Here is a 17,143-nt window from a genome sequence, read left to right on the forward strand (position 1 = left end):
ATATCTAATTTGCTAATTTCGCCACTATTGCTTGGAAGGTAAACCAGTTGTAGCTGTCGTTTTGCTTTCTCTACATAAAGCGTTGCTGAATATAGATAAATAGACATTTGCATTCATTACATCGACATTTGCTCTTTTACTAGCAATTCCTTGGCATAATTGCGTCCGGAATCGGCTTTGCGCTTGCACAAAGCCCTCCTTTCCGATTCCGTGACATCCGCCGGAGGCTTTAACTTCTTTGGAGGATGCTGAAAGAAGTTAAAGCCCGATAGTAATTATTCTGTAGTTATCCTTTTTATTCTACATGACGTTTCATGAGAAAACATCCATAATTTGTTCTATAGAAAAAGAGAACTACCCAAGTTTAAGGTAGCTCTCTTAGAAAATTCATTTATTTCGTAATAGAAAGCGGTAATTTTGCCTCGAATGCTTGCTGTAATTTACGAGTCCATTCACCTGGAACTCCAGCACCGATTTTGTTTCCATCAACATCGATAACAGGTGTTACTTCAGAAGATACAGATGACACAATGACCTCATCCATTGTTAATAAATCAGCCTTTGTCATTGGTTCTTCAATAACAGGTAAATTAATTTCTTCCGCACATTTCAAAATAACTTGGCGTGTAATACCGTTTAAAATGAAATTATTTGCAGGGTGTGTATAAAGCTTACCATCTTTAATGCCGTAAACATTTGCTGATGAACATTCTGTTACGATGTCACCGCGATGTAAAATTGCTTCATAGCAACCTTTTTCAGATGCTTCCTGTTTTGCCAGTACAGCACCTAATAAGTTTAAAGATTTAATATCACAACGTAACCAACGAATATCCTCTACAAAGGTAGCCTTAACACCTTTTTCAAAATTTTCATATGAACGCTCGCCAACTTTAACATTCCCTGTTAATACAGCCGGAACACTTGCGTCTGGGAAAATGTGATTACGAGAAATTGTACCACGTGTGATTTGGAAGTAAACATGACCCGTTTCCAAATTATTTTTTTCGATAAGTTCATGTAATAATTTGTGTAATACGTCTTTAGTATAAGGAATGACAAGACGAATTTTTTCGGCACTCGCATAGAAACGATCAATGTGTTCTTGTGCTGTGAACATATTTCCGTTATAAACTTTAATTACTTCATAAATGCCGTCACCAAATTGGTAACCTCTGTCTTCTGGAGATACTGCAATAGATCCTTCTTCAACGATTTGATCATTCCATAATGAATATGCCATGTTTCGTTCATCCTTTTCATATTTAAGTTATTTGTTTCCTGCAAGTTCAACAATTGCTTCAGCATAAATAGCTGTTGCTTTTATGAGATTTTCAATGACGACAAACTCATCCGCACGATGCGCCACGTCAGGTTCACCTGGGAATAGCATGCCAAATGCCACACCTTTTTTCATCACACGTGCATACGTACCACCACCTGTAGAAAGTAAAGGTGTTTCATAATCCCCCGTTTGACGTCTATAAATACCTGCTAAAGTCTGGATAAATGCATCGTCCTCACTTACATAGTGAGGTTTTGAGTCATCTTGAATATCCAATGAAAATCCTTTTGTTACAGTTAAACGTTGTGCTTCCGTAATTTTTTCATCAAACGGATAAGTGACAGAATAACGCATGCTAATTACCATACTGCCACCTTTAGCCACATCATAGGTTACAATGCCTGGATTTAATGTAGTTTTACCAGACATTTCGTCCTCAAATTGTAAATCAAGCTTGTTACCATAATGATCTTGATAAAAAACATCTGCGGTAAAGTCGACAAATTGTTTACTTGCCTCTGTCGTCAACTCTTGTTGCAAAAATGCTGCAAGATAAACAGCTGCATTGACACCTTTTTCCGGCTCCATTGCATGGGCTGCCTTACCTTTGATAGTTATTATATAGTGAGAACCCTCGATTAATAAAGAGCCTTCTAGCTGATTTTTGCTTAAAAATGTGTGAAAATTCTGTTCAAATTGTGAGGAAACAAACTGCACCGTTGCTTTTGCAAAATCAGGTACCATATTTGGTCGCTTTCCAGCATTAAATAATAATAGCTGTTCTTTCGAAGCATCGCCTGTTTTATTTTGAGAGAACACTAGCTCTGCAATGCCTTTTTCAGCATTGATGAGTGGGAAATCCGCATCTGGTGCAAATCCAATCGCCGGCATTTCCTCATGTTTAAAATAGTGGTCGACACAGCGGAAGCCTGTTTCTTCATCCGTACCGATAATCATCCGTACTCTTTTATTAAGCTTAATGCCTGCATCTTTGACAAGTTTCATGGCCATCCATGCCGCAATTGTTGGGCCTTTATCATCTATTGCACCACGAGCAAATAGCTTACCATCTGCTATAGTGCCGCTAAAAGGTGGGTATGTCCAATTTGATTCATCACCAACTGGTACTACGTCAACATGACATAAAATACCTAATAAATCATCACCTTCACCCATCTCTATATGACCTGCATAATTATCAATATTTTTCGTTTGCAGTCCTTCAACTTGGCCCTTTGCTAATAACCATTCAAGAGCCTTTAGTGGACCATCACCAAAAGGTACTTCAGTAGTAATCGTATTCTCATCGTGAACACTATTAATTTGCACAAGCTCCTGTAACTCTTGTATCAATTCATCTTGCCTTTCCTTTGCAGCTTGTAACCAATCCATTTGATGTACCTCCTTCAGTGTATTAACATTATTCTACTCTTTACACCATAAATTACAATCATCTTTCTGACAACTATTTTCACAAGCAACTCTAACACTACCATGTATAGCATATTCTTCACTTTTTCCCACAAAATACAGTTTAATTTTTTGTGTAAATTGTAAATTTCACTTGCATTCACTAGAAAATCAACTAGTTTTTCTATATAATGAAGTTATCAGAATTATTGTTCTGAATATAAAATTAGAAAAGGGGATGTCTAAGGCAGCTACTTATTAGCCTAAGTGCACTCCGCACATATTGTCGTCCGCTAGTCTTTGCCAAGAGAAATAAGATGAAGGAGTGGTTCATTTATGAAACCAACTACTGATCGAATGCTTAATCGTATTAAAGACGTGTACATGTTTATTTTAGACAAAGGAACCGTGTCTACACAGGATTTAGTCGAAGAGTTTAGTATCACTCCTCGCACTGTTCAAAGAGATTTGAACGTGTTAGCCTTTAACGATTTGGTGATGAGTCCAAGTCGAGGCAAATGGACAACGACGAAGAAAAAAGTAAAATTGACGTCTTAGTTTTTACGTTTAATACGTAAAGCATTTTGTATGGGAAAAGAATGACCTTTCGTCGTGGTCATTCTTTTTTTGTTTTCTACTATTTTTTGATTCCTCACAATTTCTCAAACTTCCAAGTAAATTACCTCTCAAAAGATTGCGATTACTTTTAGTGAAATTTCCCTCTAATTATGAATATTCATTATTTATGGTATTCATCATCAAAAGTTGAGGATAACATTATTTTAAAAGTATGCCATGTATATAAGTTGATTTCCGTTCCGACTGGGCGACTCCTTAGGGACCAGCGATATAGAGGAACGAAGGCTAAAACCATCACGTCCTGTGATAACGCCTTCGTGACCAACTTCGGTGCTGTGTTGCTGTACGAAAGCGTAGCGTCAGCAACAATTGTTTATCTGTGCGAAAGCGAAGCGGCAGCTACAAAGCGCCCAGTCGGAACGTAAATCAACAACACGTTATGATGATGAACCTTATTTATGCAAAGCCCCTTATTTGCTAACAATTCATGTATTTTTATAACATTCGTTTTCTCAGCGTTATCTTCAAATGTTTTTTGACTATTTACAATTGATTAACAATCCGTTAAAATCGAAACATTCTACATTTTGAGAGGAGGATTCTATGAAACTTCCCAAACTGTTTCATCCACTAGTTTGGATTATTTTAGGCGGAACGATTTTTACACGCATTGCAAGTTTTATGGCAATGCCCTTTTTAGCCATTTACTTACATAATGAAATTGAAGCATCCCCTTTACAAATAGGCTTGACGATTGGTATTGCACCGTTAATCTCCACTGTAGGCGGATTCTTTGGTGGTTATTTAACTGACCGATTTGGTAGAAAAAACGTCATTTTGCTTACGATTATTGTTTGGAGCATTGTGTTCTTTGGCTTTGCAATAGCACAAACAATTTGGTTCTTTGTAGCATTGAACGCCCTTAATGGCTTATGTCGCTCCTTCTTCGAACCCTCGACACAGGCATTAATGATTGATTTTACTCCTGCTGACAAACGAAAAAGATTGTTTTCGTTTCGTTACACAGCCATTAATATAGCCGCTGTTATTGGTCCTATTATTGGTGTTTATATTTCTCAATTGTCCAGTCCAAGTATTCCATTCATGCTGACAGGGACTATGTATATTATTTATGCCGTATTTTTATTTTTCGTTTTAAATCGCTATGAAATGCAACAACCAAAAGCTTCAACGCCAACAAAAATACTGCAAACCTTCACGATATTATTGACGAATCGTATACTATTAAGCTTTATTTTTGGGGCAATTTTAATTAATATTGGTTACTCTCAATTTGATTCAACATTGCCACAAATCATTGAACTTAAAATTGAAGATGGTGCCAAGCTCTATTCTCTACTAATCTCGCTCAATGCAGTAGTTGTGTTATTACTACAATTACCGATTAGTATCCTTTCAGAACGTTTTTCATCGACAGCTACTCTATTAGTAGGGATTCTGTTCTTCGCGTTTGGTCTTTTATTATTCGGCTTCTCAAATAACTATCCGTTATATATTATCGCTATGATTATATTCACTATTGGTGAAATTTTCGCCTTTCCGACTATGAATGTCATGATTGATGAAATTGCGCCTGATACGCAAAAGGGAACCTATTTAGGAGCAGCTCAATTTAAAAATTTAGGGGGCTTCATTGGACCAATTATTGGCGGGTGGTTGCTATCACATTATATGAACGCAATGTTTGCGGTCATTGCTGTTCTTGTTTTATGCAGTTGTTTATTTTATAGATCAAAGCTTAAGCCGCAACAGGAATAAAGTGGCTCATCACCATAACGTGTGTTTTAACAAATGTCATCCACAACTTTTGGTGATGATCCAATAAAATGTAAGTAAAAGGGCATTTACGGGGTTTAACTTCTGACAAAAAAACCGCTCCATTTCTCTAAGCGCATCTCAAGCATTTGAAACTTGCTTGGATCCACTGTAATAGTAATGGAGCGAATGATTATAAAATTATTTTAAGTGGCTTTGGCTTCCTTCATCGGCAGCAGCCTCTTTATAACTTGTGAATTGGTCTTTACCAGCATTTTTCGATTGATATAATGCCTTATCTGCACGCTCAAATAAGCTTCTTTCTGACTCATCTAGATGAATGCAAATGGCACTGCCCATACTGACTGAAAGTACAGACCATCTATCACCAGAAACTTTATCCGCATACTTCAAGAGACGAATTTTCTCCAAAATGGAATTCGCTAATTTTTCCATACTTTCATCTTTCGTATCATATAAAACAATGGCAAATTCATCTCCACCAAATCTTACTACAAAGCCATTTTTCCCTACTTCTTGCTTTAAAGTTTTTGCTGTTTCAATCAGGATTTTATCACCTTCAACATGTCCAAACCGATCATTGACTTGTTTAAAATTATCTAAGTCTAACAGCAATAAACCAGGTTGATTCTTCTTCCGTTGTCTTAATAACTTGTCCATTTTTCTACTATAAGTAGCACGATTATAAACATTTGTTAAAGGATCATATGTTGCAAGATGAATCGTTTTGGAAAGGAGTTTGTTGATGACTAATAGCATGATGAAAGAAGTTACTAAGGCAATACAAAGCAAAACTCGAAACTGCTTTGTATTTTTAGTTAGCGCTCTTATTTCTGTGAAATTACCATATTTCACATATATAATTCTTTTAGTGGCTTCTCCCCGAACCACTTCAGCTTCGTATGGTAAAAAACGATATTTTTCGATATAACCATTTTCAAACTCTTTTTGGTATTCCGTTGGCTTCATCGTTTTTTTTGCTAGCTCAAAATGCTCTTGAAACATTTTCGATTGATCATTTACAGTTATTTTACGAGATTTAGAATCATCAAAGAAAACCCCAACGGCATTTATCGCTTGTACTTCTAACAAATCTACATATTTATCTGTTAGATAGTGAGCAGTCTTTCCGAAGTTAAAAGTTTGGAATACAGGATCATCAAGTAAGTCTATACCTACCTCGAATACATATTTTTTGTCAGGTGTTGCTAAATAGCCAAATTTTCGATATCCTCCAGTAGTTGTTGAAATATCTATACCATCAGTGTAGTATTTCCCGCTTGCTCGACGTTCATCTAGTAAAGTAGAAAAACGGTAGCAGCATTGAGAAAAATTTAAACCTTTATCTTTTTCAAAAGTTGTATAAATTACGGTATTTGATTGGTCGAGTATGTACACGTCCATTTCATTTTCGCTTTTTATTTTCTGCAAATCCCACTTCGCTATATGTGGATTTTCTTTATAATAAGTAATTAGTTTTCGTAGTACTTCTTCCATTTTGTCAGAGAGAGTTTTATCAAAATAAAAATGTGCATTATCTACCGTTTGCATATCTGTCAGAATATGATTTTCAATTAATGTTCGATTCATGACTTCTTGTTTTTTTATATCCTCAGTAAGTATTTGCCTATCAACACAAAAAATTACAGAAACGAGTATTAATGCAAAGGCAATTAAAGATATTAGTAATTTAATTTTTAGGTTTTTCATGAACTTACCCTCTACTTATTTTCACCATCATTTTTTCTGAAACATTTAGAGATTTATTAGTACGATAGACTAAATGGCATTTCACTAAAAGTTACATCAATTATACAGTTACTAGCATAAGTATGTATATAAAAAATGCCTCGATACTAATCGTCGTTAGCATCGAGGAATTCTTTAATCCCTATTTTGTAAGCAGGCTAGCTCTTCAGCCGTTAATTCTCGATATTCACCTAATGCTAGACTGTCATCTAACTTTAGGCTGCCCATCGATAGGCGTTTTAAATACGTTACACGTTTACCAACAGCTTCAAACATACGCTTCACCTGATGAAACTTACCTTCTTGGATCGTTAACTCAATTTCTGATTGCTGAGCAGATTTTAATATGATGAGCTCTCCTGGTTTTGTTACATAACCATCGTCTAGCTCCACACCTTGAGCAAATTTCTCACAGTCTTCCTCAGTCACAATTCCTTCTATTTGTGCATAGTAAACCTTCGGCACATGTTTTTTAGGAGACAATAAATTATGTGCTAATATGCCATCATTTGTTATCAGCAATAATCCCTCTGTATCTTTATCAAGACGACCTACAGGAAAAGGCTGGAAATGTTGATGTAAAGGCTCTAACAACTCGATGACGGTTTCATCTCGTAAATCTTCCGTTGCAGAAATAACTCCAGGAGGCTTATTCATCATAAAGTATACAAATTCTGTATAGTTCACACGTTCACCAAATACGGAGACCTCCTGCTTGTCAGGATCAACATGTAATGCTGCATCCTTTGCATATGCGCCATCTACTGTCACTGCTTTTTGCTTTAGAAGCTGCTTAACTTCCTTGCGTGACCCGTAACCCATATTCGACAGTAATTTATCTAAACGCATTAGTACCTCCTATTTAAATCCCAGTTTGTTTGTAATTCTTGTCAATCGTTCACCGAGAAGCTTTTGTGCTAAGCCTAGACGTAAAGACAAATATCCATATACTGCTACACCTACTCCAGCACAAATAACAGAATAAACCAATGCAGAGAATTTACCACTTACTGGTCCCATTAATAACACTAAAAGTTTATGAACGATTAGTACACTTACCGCCATTGCCGCTGTCAAAAGAGAAATGAGCATGACACGACGAATAACCATATCTGATTTGTAGTTCAGTGTTTTTCGTAGCACAAGCATATTAATGATAATTGAAACACTATAGCCAATAGCTGTAGCAAGAAGTGCGCCATCTGCCTCCATCCAACGAATTAACGGAATGTTAATCGCTAGCTTGACGAAAATTCCAGTTAATAAGCTTAAGACAATCCACTTTTGGAAGTCAATGCCCTGTAAAAGAGCTGCTGTCACTTGGAATAAAGCAAATAAAATAGCAACAGGTGCATAATGGGCTAAAATCATAGCCCCCATCTCACTTTCAGTATAGAGCATAAAGTAAATTTCATTCGATAACAATGAAATTCCAACTACCGCGGGCAATGTAATAAATATTAATATCTGATATGTTTTATCCATTGCATGTCGTAGCGATACATATTCACCTTGCGTAAAGTATTTTGTAATCGTCGGTACTAGTGCTGACGAAAAACCTGTAGCAAGCATTACTGGGATAATGACAACCTTTTGTGTTGTAAAGTTAATCATTGATAAATACTTATCCGTTACTTCTGCTAAGCCTATAGATATCATAGCTCCATTAAATGTTAGCATATCTACTAATTGAAATAACGGATTAGCAACGCCTACAAACACCATTGGAATCGAATACGTAATTACTTCTTTATATATGTTGGACATTGGTAGCTGTGTAGACGTCACACTTTGACTGCGCAGTAAATCAAATTCAGGTTGATATTTTCTCCAATAATAATAAAGTACTAGCAACCCACCAATTGCCCCAATAAAAGCAGCAAATACTGCAAAGGAAACAGCTGTTTCTGGTTTTCCATTGAAAACTACCACAACTAAGAATGAACCACCCAATAACACAACAATACGAACAATTTGCTCCACTAACTGAGAAATCGCTGTAGGCTCCATTTTGTCATAGCCTTGGAAAAATCCACGCCAGAGACTCATAAATGGCACGACAATTAACGCAAAGCTAACCCAGCGAATAACCGAAGCAATTTGCTCTACCGTAAATGCCTGTTCATCACTTTTAATAACAAGCCCCGCTATTGGCGTAGCTAGCATAAAGAGAACAATAAACGCCGCTAACCCTGTAGACATCATAATAAGTATGCCTGATTTCAAAAGCTTGCGGCCTGATTGATAATCACCCATTGCATTGTATTTAGAAACAAACTTGGATACAGCAATTGGCGCACCTGAGATGGCTATTGCTAGCATTATCGAATAGGGAATATATGCATATTGATAGAGGGCAACATTTTCCTCACCCACAATCGCATAAAAAGGAAAAATATAAATTAATCCGAGCACCTTCGATAAAAACATTCCCATTGTTAATATCGCAGTACCTTTCATTAAATTGGACATCGTACCCATCCATTCATCGTAAAATCAAAATTTTCATTACCGTAACACTTATAAAATATTTGCTGTTAAAAGTGCTTGTTTTAGTACTAGCAGAGCAAGCGTTTTCAAAGCATTCGAGGTTTACCCTGCTTTTTAGGCCGTTCTTTCTGCTACCTAAGCAGTTTTACTGGGTACCTGAGCGGTTTCTTCTGCTACCCGAGCTTTTTTACTGAGGACCTGAGCGGTTTCTTCTGCTACCCGAGCGCTTTCACTTGGGACCTGAGCGGTTTCTTCCGCTACCCGAGCACTTTCACTTGGGACCTGAGCGGTTTCTTCTGCTACCCGGGCACTTTTACTGAGCACCTGAGCGGTTTCTTCTGCTACCCGAGCACTTTCTCTGGGTACCTGAGCGGTTTCTTCCGCTACCCGAGCACTTTCACTTGGTACCTGAGCGGTTTCTTCTGCTACCCGAGCACTTTTACTGAGGACCTGAGCGGTTTCTTCTGCTACCCGAGCGCTTTCACTTGGGACCTGAGCGGTTTCTTCCGCTACCCGAGCACCTATACAGGATTATTTCAAACGCTGTATATAAAAACAGCTTTCTTTTACTGTTCAAACCATAATACTACCGCCAACAAAATTCAGTAAAACAACATAAAAGCACATCATTGCAAAATATTAAATAAGTAAACCAACTGTAATCTTAACATATTTATAGGTAAACAGACGCATAAATACATTAAAAAGTTCTTGAAGCTCAATAAAAAAAATAGCGGTTGTGTCCTCCCCACGGAAAGTAGAAGGCTCAAAATAATCGGTGGAGATTAAGAAAACCCCCACCGATTAAAGCTACTTCTCTATTACATCTCTACGAAAAATTGTTTATACCATACTAAGAACACATAGGCTGTCCAAATATAACGTCCACGATTTGCTTTTTCTTCATAGTGCTCATCTAGATAGCCTACTAATTGCTTTGTATCAAAGAATTCATTAGCAAAGTCAGTTGTAAACATTTCTTTTACCATTTTATAATACTTTTCTTCACGTAGCCAGTGACGAATTGGCACCGGGAAGCCAAGCTTTGGACGTTTTGCCCATTCTTCTGGTAATTCCTGATGCGCAGCTTGACGAAGAACATATTTCGTATCAATGTCATTTACGCGATATTTTGATGGAATGTTTTTCGCCAATTCCATCACTTCTTTATCTAAAAATGGTACACGTAATTCTATAGAATGAGCCATGCTCATTTTATCTGCTTTTAATAAAATATCGCCTGGCATCCAAAGATTTAAATCAAGATACTGCATTTTAGTAACATCATCATCACCTGGAACTTCATCGTAAATACGTTTTGTAATCGATTTTACAGATGGACCATTTTTATAGTCTGGTTTCAATACATTTAATGCATCTTCTTCGTCCCATACAACCGCTTCCCCAATGAAGCGTTCTTCTACTGTTTGACCACCTTTAACAAGGAAGTGTGTATATTGATTTTTAGGTAACGCTTCAGCTAAGCCACGTAACGCTTTACGAATACCAAATGGAACTTTCTCATACTTTTGCATTTTGCCAGAGTTTTGGTACCATGAGTAACCACCAAAAATTTCATCCGCACCTTCACCTGATAGTACTACTGTTACATCCTTCGACGCTAACTCAGAAAGGAAATAAAGCGGTACAGAAGATGGGTTCGACTGTGGCTCGTCCATATGCCATTGAATTTTTGGTAATGCTTCAAAACACTCATCTGCCGAAATATATTTACGCTCATTTTGAATATTTAATGTATCCGATAAATCTTTTGCTAAATTTGTTTCATTAAACATATCCTCGTAGTCAGAGAAACCAACAGAGAAGGATTTATCAGGGCGTAATAATGAAGTAATATAACTTGAATCAATACCACCTGATAAGAAAGAACCAACCTTTACATCACTTATTTGATGCGCATCTACTGATTCTCTTACTGTTGTACGAATTTCTTCTACATATTTTTCAATTGGAGCTTCTTTTGCATGGAATTTTTTATCCCAATACTGCACAATTTGCTTTTGTCCATTTTGAATAAGCATATAGTGTGCTGGTTGTAATTTGTATACACCTTTAAAGAACGTTTCGTCCATTGAAGAATATTGGAACGTCAAATAAGGACGAAGCGCATTTTTATTTAATTCTTTAATAAATGATGGGTGTGGTAAAAATGATTTAATTTCTGAACCGAAAATAAAAGTACCATCTGTTGTATTTTCTGTATAATACAGCGGCTTAATACCAAAGCCATCACGAGCGATAAATTGTAAATCATTCTTTTTATCCCAAATGCAGAATGCGAACATTCCGCGAAGCTTTTTGACAAAGTCTACTCCGTATTCAACATAACCATAAATAATAACTTCACTATCAGAGTGTGTTTTAAAGTTGTGACCTTTTTCAATCAAATCAGCACGTAGCTCTTGGAAGTTAAAGATCTCTCCATTAAATACGAGAACGATGTTTCCATCCGCACTGTATAACGGCTGATTTGCCACGTCTGATAAGTCGATAATACTTAATCGACGGAATCCTAACGTTACTTTATCATCACTGTGAATCCCACCGCTGTCTGGGCCACGGTGAATAATTGTATTCATCATATTTTCGATCGTTTGATGATGATCAATCACATTTGTTCCATTAATATAGCCTATAAATCCGCACATTCTATTTTTCACCTCATAATTTAGTGCATAACCTTTACCATAATAGCATGAAAAGACATTCATTTCATGCAGACAATACAGATAAAGCAAAACTTTCATCAGTGAGGTTATTCTACACTGATTATTCGTTCAATCGACGAGCACTTTATCTCTCGAAAATACCTCAATTTTCCTTCAAAACTTTACACATGTAAGCTCTTCACCGAAACTTTTGGATGACATTGTGTTAAAAAGTATGTCATGTGTATAAGTTGATTGGAGTGGAGACTGGGCGACTCCTTGGGGATCAGCGATATAAAGGAACGAAGGCTAAAAACATCACGTCCTGTGATAACGCCTTCGTGACCTACATCGTGTAGGCCCAAGCGGCTCATCAGACGCCCCCAGGAAGCTCTGCTCTGCGCGAAAGCGAAGCGTCAGCGGCAAAGCGCCAAGTCGGAACGGAAATCAACCCCATGTTATGGTGACGAGCTACTTAAAGTAGAAGATAAAGCATTATAAAATACTTTTGTTTTATTTTCAATGTGAAAGAAGCCCCTCTATATAGACTTCATGTATAATAGGAAAGATTCCTAATTTGAAAAGAAAGTGAGTTTAAATATATGTACGATGTTATCGTTATCGGTGGAGGCCCATCTGGTTTAATGGCTGCTGTCGCTGCTGGAGAGCGTAAAAAGAAAGTATTATTACTAGAAAAAGGGACAAAGCTCGGCAAAAAATTGGCCATTTCAGGCGGTGGTCGCTGTAATGTCACAAATCGTTTGCCTGTTGAAGAAATAGTTAAGCACATACCCGGAAACGGCCGTTTTCTTTACAGCCCATTCACGGTTTACAATAACGAAGATATTATCGCATTTTTTGAAGGACTTGGTGTGGCATTAAAAGAGGAGGATCATGGGCGTATGTTCCCTGTATCTAACCGCGCGCAAGATGTAGTAGATGCACTTATTCGTCAGCTTCAGAGGCTACATGTTGAAGTACGCTTAAACACACCCGTTAATAAGCTGCTAATGGATGAGGACAAAATTCTCGGAGTACGTCTTACAGATGGCTCAGAAATTCGTAGTGAGGCAGTAGTCGTTGCCGTTGGTGGGAAAGCTGTTCCACAAACAGGCTCAACAGGAGATGGTTATCCTTGGGCAGAGCGTGCTGGCCATACTATTACAACTCTTTTCCCTACTGAGGTTCCTGTTCTATCGAAAGAGGATTTTATTCAAGCTCGTGAGCTACAGGGGCTTGCGTTACGAGATGTTGCTGTCTCTGTATTAAACAAAAAAGGCAAGGTGCTCGTCACACATCAAATGGACATGCTCTTTACTCATTTCGGATTAAGCGGTCCTGCTGTTTTACGCTGTAGTCAATTTGTCGTAAAAGAATTAATGAAAACAGGTTACGAGCCTGTGACAATGCGTATTCAAACACTTGTTGATTATAATGAAGAATCTTGTCTACAATATTTAAACAGACTCATTAAAGAAGATCCAAAAAAAGCGGTAAAAAACGTTTGGAAAGGAATTGCACCTGAACGCTGGCTACTATTTTTATGTGAACGTGCAGACATCGATATACAATTGACAGGTACTGAATTATCACAGGAAAAAATCCGCAACTTAGCTAGACTACTCGTCAATTTCACAATGACAGTTAGTGGTACGCAATCCCTTGAAAAAGCATTCGTCACTGGAGGTGGCGTCTCTGTTAAAGAGATTGAACCAAAAACAATGGCTTCAAAGAAAAAGGCTGGCTTATTTTTCTGCGGAGAAATCCTCGACATTCATGGCTACACAGGTGGCTATAATATAACGTCTGCACTCGTAACAGGACGTATTGCAGGCATGAACGCAGCACTGTAATATACTCTGTATCTCGGACTTCTATCAACGATTTTTCGGGAGTTATCGGTGATTTCGAGTCTTTTATCAGCGATTTTCAGTGACTTATCAGCGATTCTGGCTCTTTTATCAGCGATTTTTGGTGTTCTATCAGCGATTCTGGCCCTTTTATCAGCGATTTTCGGTGTTTTATCAGCGATTCTGGCCCTTTTATCAGCGATTTTCGGTGTTCTATCAGCGATTCTGGCTCTTTTATCAGCGATTTTCGGTGTTCTATCAGCGATTCAAGTTACTTCTCATCATATAAAAAGCGTGTCCCGAAATGCGGACACGCTTTTTTAGCTATCTTTAGACATATATACTTCCTCAAATGGTTGAATAATGACAAATCCTTCACCCGAAAACGCCATTTGAATGGATTCACCACTACCACGACCGATAAATGTTCGGAAGCTAATATCTGTTTTAAACTCTGGTGCCAAATTACCTGACCATGCTACTGTGGCATGTGGATCAGTATAGACCGTTTCACCAGGCTTTACTAACAAGGTTAACGGTTCAAAATGAGTTGTAATGGCTACCTTTCCTCTTCCTTGTAAGGTTACATTAAACAGCCCACCTGACATGACTCCTGCCATTTTACGCATTAAATGAATATCCCAATCAATACTTGGCTCAAATGCGAGTAAATCATTGCCGTTTACACAAATACTTTCATCCTTTAAATCGAAGACCGTTATTTTTTTTCCTTGATCGGCTAAATAAAGTCGCCCCTTACCTTTCGCTTTCATAAGTTGTGTACCTTCGCCAGTTAATGCTTTTTTAAACATTTTACCGAGGCCATGCTCCAACACACGCTCACGCTCAAACTTAATATCTCCTATGTAAGAAATCATCGCGCCCATTTTCGACCAAACCTCGCCATTTAGGTTGACCTCTAATACACGCTCAGTTTCTAACTCGAAATATTCATTTTCGTTGTCGTCTTGCTGTGTTTTATTAATAAATTCATTTAAAGAAAATTTCCCCATATCGCATTGCCTCCTTATTTATTTTATATACGTTTTAACATATGAAAAGATTCAATCAAATTAAAGAAGTGATAAAAACGAACAATTGAATTATTAGGTGACTTTCCTATTCATTAAAAAGACTAGCTTTAAGGGAGAGTAACAAAAAAATCAGTTTTTGGTCGCCCTCTTGAAAATGAACCCCTCAATTGCTTCCCGTTACAAAATTTCTCTTTTGGTAGCGAAATCACTTTATTTCCCGTAATGATATTGACATCAGACATTAGCTGTTATACATTAAACAGAGATTAATCGAGTGTTATATAACAATAACTACAAAAAAAGACCATACAAGCGTCATGTGCGAAATGACACTCATATGGCCAATACCTTCAAGTGCGAATTGAAAGTATAATTTATTGTGTAGCGGAGACGTCTCCAACCTTTTCAGAAGCTTGTTTTAATGCTGTTCGTTTACGTACATCTGCACGTAAAGTTAATGAAATAATTAACGAAGCAGCAATTAACCCTGTAAACACATAGAATACTGGAATATAACTTCCATAAGAGTTTTTAATTGTGCTCACTAAAAGTGGCCCAAAAATACCACCTAATGACCAAGTCGTTAATAAATAACCATGAATAACTCCGAGTTGTTTCGTACCGAATAAATCACTTGCAAATGCTGGTAGATTCGAGAAACCCCCACCATAACAACTAACAACTAAGAAAATAAGTGCTTGGAAAACAATAACGTTTGTTGTGTGCGGTAAGACGATAAATGTAATTAACTGTGCGATAAAGAAAATTACAAAGACGTTCGAACGGCCAATATAGTCAGACACAGCAGCCCATATTAAACGACCACCACCATTAAATAATCCCATTATTCCTACCATTGCTGCGGCTCCCGCAACTGATAATCCTACAATTTCTTGAGCCATTGGAGATGCAACAGAAATCATCATAATACCTGCTGTTACGTTTACTAAATGCATCGACCAAAGCATCCAGAAATGCTTAGTTTTCACAGCTTCACGTGCTGACATGACAGCTAAATCTTTTTTCACTACTTCTTTACCATTATTTGCAGCAGCCTTCATATTAGCTGGCATATAACCAGGTGCAGGCGGTACTATATATAAAGCCCCTAAAATCATTAACGTGAAATAACTTGCCCCTAAAATAAAGTACGTTGTAGAAATACCCACAGCCTCCATTAAGTTAGCTGCGACTGGCGCTGTAATAAGTGCCCCTGAACCAAATCCAAGTACAGCCATACCTGTTGCTAAACCGCGGCGATCCGGGAACCATTTTACTAATGTCGATACAGGCGAAATATAACCAATACCCATACCCAATCCGCTTAGTAAACCATATGTTAACCAGTACAATGTTACGGAATCCATAGAAATCGCTAGACCCGCCCCAGCTTGTCCTGCCCCAAATAGAACAGCTGCTATCATTGCAGATTTACGTGGTCCCATTTTTTCTACTAAGTTACCAAATAATGCTGCTGAAAAACCAGCAAGCCCCATCATTATTGTGAAGGCAACCGTTACGTTTGTTTCACTCCATCCCATTTCTGTGACAATCGGTAGCTTGTATACACTGTATGCATATGCTCCACCGATTGAAAGATGAATAGCGATTGCGGATAATGCAATTAACCATCTATTTTTATTCATAATTTCTCTTTTCTCCCCTCTTTTGCTACCTGTGAAAGTTTTATGAACGTCCTGTAAATCAATTTACCACTTAGAATTATTCAAATGCAAGATGTTTTTTCAAAAAATATTATTTCTCCAAAAAGTATTTTATTTTTCACCCTAGTAAACTTATAACGAAAACCTTACTGCCTCTAAGTAAATAGATGTTTATTAAACAAAAACCACAACATTTTTTAGCTAATATTATTTTTCTACTCTATTATCCGACTCCATATAAATTATTTTGATATAATTAATTTTGTGCATATTTTCACATACAAACTATGTATATTCCACTTTTTCTAACTCTCATTATTCCTTCGCATTCCTTTAAAAGACCCTAAAAAGAGATTCATCATATAGAAATATTTAGAATAAAAGAGAATTTTAACGCTTAAATAAATGAATTTCCTTCTCGTAAAAAGGGGTTGAAAAACAACAATAAATGTCGTATTTTACTTTTGATGTATATTAAATCAAATAAATCCAATACACATTTTGTATATTTCAAAATGAATATTCCTTACCTACTCATTTTTATTATTCAAATATATATTTTTTCATTTAAAATAAATACTGCACATTTTTTAAACTATGGCCAGAAATGCTTTCT

13 protein-coding genes are annotated in these 17,143 nt (G+C 37.1%); 4 read left to right on the plus strand and 9 right to left on the minus strand.

The window, feature by feature from the left end; all coding sequences use genetic code 11:
* Positions 1 to 24: 24 nt before the first annotated feature.
* From AMS59_RS25430 to pepV, 3 genes are all read right to left on the minus strand, one after another.
* Complete coding sequence (locus AMS59_RS25430; RefSeq protein ID WP_156304708.1) at positions 25 to 189, minus strand: hypothetical protein; 165 nt, start codon at positions 187 to 189, stop codon at positions 25 to 27.
* Positions 190 to 391: 202 nt separating this feature from the next.
* Complete coding sequence (gene dat, locus AMS59_RS17690; protein ID WP_053485044.1) at positions 392 to 1,243, minus strand: D-amino-acid transaminase; 852 nt, start codon at positions 1,241 to 1,243, stop codon at positions 392 to 394.
* 27 nt (positions 1,244 to 1,270) lie between these two features.
* Complete coding sequence (pepV, locus tag AMS59_RS17695; RefSeq protein WP_053485045.1) at positions 1,271 to 2,677, minus strand: dipeptidase PepV; 1,407 nt, start codon at positions 2,675 to 2,677, stop codon at positions 1,271 to 1,273.
* 354 nt (positions 2,678 to 3,031) lie between these two features.
* Here pepV and AMS59_RS17700 point away from each other — a divergent pair, with 354 nt between their 5' ends.
* Both AMS59_RS17700 and AMS59_RS17705 read left to right on the plus strand, forming a co-directional pair.
* Positions 3,032 to 3,253, plus strand: coding sequence for a DeoR family transcriptional regulator (locus AMS59_RS17700; protein ID WP_049667439.1), 222 nt, complete (start codon positions 3,032 to 3,034; stop codon positions 3,251 to 3,253).
* Between the two features lie 624 nt (positions 3,254 to 3,877).
* Positions 3,878 to 5,053: an MFS transporter gene (locus tag AMS59_RS17705; protein WP_053485046.1), complete on the plus strand. Its 1,176-nt coding sequence runs from the start codon at positions 3,878 to 3,880 to the stop codon at positions 5,051 to 5,053.
* A gap of 198 nt (positions 5,054 to 5,251) precedes the next feature.
* On the opposite strand, the gene AMS59_RS17710 is transcribed toward AMS59_RS17705, so the two are convergent.
* The 4 genes from AMS59_RS17710 to asnB all read right to left on the minus strand — a co-directional run bounded on the left by AMS59_RS17710 (position 5,252) and on the right by asnB (position 11,979).
* On the minus strand, positions 5,252 to 6,781 hold the full coding sequence (locus AMS59_RS17710; protein WP_053485047.1) for a GGDEF domain-containing protein: 1,530 nt from the start codon (positions 6,779 to 6,781) through the stop codon (positions 5,252 to 5,254).
* Between the two features lie 174 nt (positions 6,782 to 6,955).
* Entirely contained in the window at positions 6,956 to 7,669 is a 714-nt protein-coding gene (locus AMS59_RS17715) for a pseudouridine synthase (RefSeq protein ID WP_053485048.1), read from the minus strand.
* Between the two features lie 9 nt (positions 7,670 to 7,678).
* Positions 7,679 to 9,292, minus strand: coding sequence for a polysaccharide biosynthesis protein (locus AMS59_RS17720; protein WP_053485049.1), 1,614 nt, complete (start codon positions 9,290 to 9,292; stop codon positions 7,679 to 7,681).
* An 839-nt stretch (positions 9,293 to 10,131) separates the two neighbouring features.
* The gene (gene asnB / locus AMS59_RS17730) at positions 10,132 to 11,979 is read right to left on the minus strand and encodes an asparagine synthase (glutamine-hydrolyzing) (RefSeq protein WP_053485051.1); all 1,848 of its coding nucleotides are present in this window, start codon (positions 11,977 to 11,979) and stop codon (positions 10,132 to 10,134) included.
* 602 nt (positions 11,980 to 12,581) lie between these two features.
* Here asnB and AMS59_RS17735 point away from each other — a divergent pair.
* Positions 12,582 to 13,832, plus strand: a complete 1,251-nt coding sequence (locus tag AMS59_RS17735) for an NAD(P)/FAD-dependent oxidoreductase (protein ID WP_053485052.1) — start codon at positions 12,582 to 12,584, stop codon at positions 13,830 to 13,832.
* A gap of 48 nt (positions 13,833 to 13,880) precedes the next feature.
* Positions 13,881 to 14,153, plus strand: coding sequence for a hypothetical protein (locus AMS59_RS17740; protein ID WP_053485053.1), 273 nt, complete (start codon positions 13,881 to 13,883; stop codon positions 14,151 to 14,153).
* On the opposite strand, the gene AMS59_RS17745 is transcribed toward AMS59_RS17740, so the two are convergent.
* Positions 14,150 to 14,842 carry an AIM24 family protein gene (locus AMS59_RS17745; protein WP_053485054.1) on the minus strand — a complete coding sequence of 231 codons (693 nt, stop codon included), beginning with the start codon at positions 14,840 to 14,842 and terminating at the stop codon, positions 14,150 to 14,152. The two genes, AMS59_RS17740 and AMS59_RS17745, sit on opposite strands and share 4 nt — an antisense overlap.
* 395 nt (positions 14,843 to 15,237) lie before the next feature.
* A complete protein-coding gene (locus AMS59_RS17750) occupies positions 15,238 to 16,509 on the minus strand; it encodes an OFA family MFS transporter (protein WP_053485055.1) in 1,272 nt (423 codons plus the stop codon).
* Between the last annotated feature and the right edge of the window lie 634 nt (positions 16,510 to 17,143).

This window comes from Lysinibacillus sp. FJAT-14745 (assembly GCF_001275675.1).
Taxonomy (GTDB): Bacteria; Bacillota; Bacilli; order Bacillales_A; family Planococcaceae; genus Lysinibacillus.

Bases quoted from the DNA above. Each gene is read 5' to 3' on its own strand.
- asnB (WP_053485051.1), bottom strand. From the start codon at position 11,979: ATGTGCGGATTTATAGGCTATATTAATGGAACAAATGTGATTGATCAT.
- AMS59_RS17715 (WP_053485048.1), bottom strand. From the start codon at position 7,669: ATGCGTTTAGATAAATTACTGTCGAATATGGGTTACGGGTCACGCAAG.
- AMS59_RS17710 (WP_053485047.1), bottom strand. From the start codon at position 6,781: ATGAAAAACCTAAAAATTAAATTACTAATATCTTTAATTGCCTTTGCA.
- dat (WP_053485044.1), bottom strand. From the start codon at position 1,243: ATGGCATATTCATTATGGAATGATCAAATCGTTGAAGAAGGATCTATT.
- AMS59_RS17745 (WP_053485054.1), bottom strand. From the start codon at position 14,842: ATGGGGAAATTTTCTTTAAATGAATTTATTAATAAAACACAGCAAGAC.
- AMS59_RS17750 (WP_053485055.1), bottom strand. From the start codon at position 16,509: ATGAATAAAAATAGATGGTTAATTGCATTATCCGCAATCGCTATTCAT.
- pepV (WP_053485045.1), bottom strand. From the start codon at position 2,677: ATGGATTGGTTACAAGCTGCAAAGGAAAGGCAAGATGAATTGATACAA.
- AMS59_RS17700 (WP_049667439.1), top strand. From the start codon at position 3,032: ATGAAACCAACTACTGATCGAATGCTTAATCGTATTAAAGACGTGTAC.
- AMS59_RS17735 (WP_053485052.1), top strand. From the start codon at position 12,582: ATGTACGATGTTATCGTTATCGGTGGAGGCCCATCTGGTTTAATGGCT.
- AMS59_RS17705 (WP_053485046.1), top strand. From the start codon at position 3,878: ATGAAACTTCCCAAACTGTTTCATCCACTAGTTTGGATTATTTTAGGC.
- AMS59_RS17720 (WP_053485049.1), bottom strand. From the start codon at position 9,292: ATGTCCAATTTAATGAAAGGTACTGCGATATTAACAATGGGAATGTTT.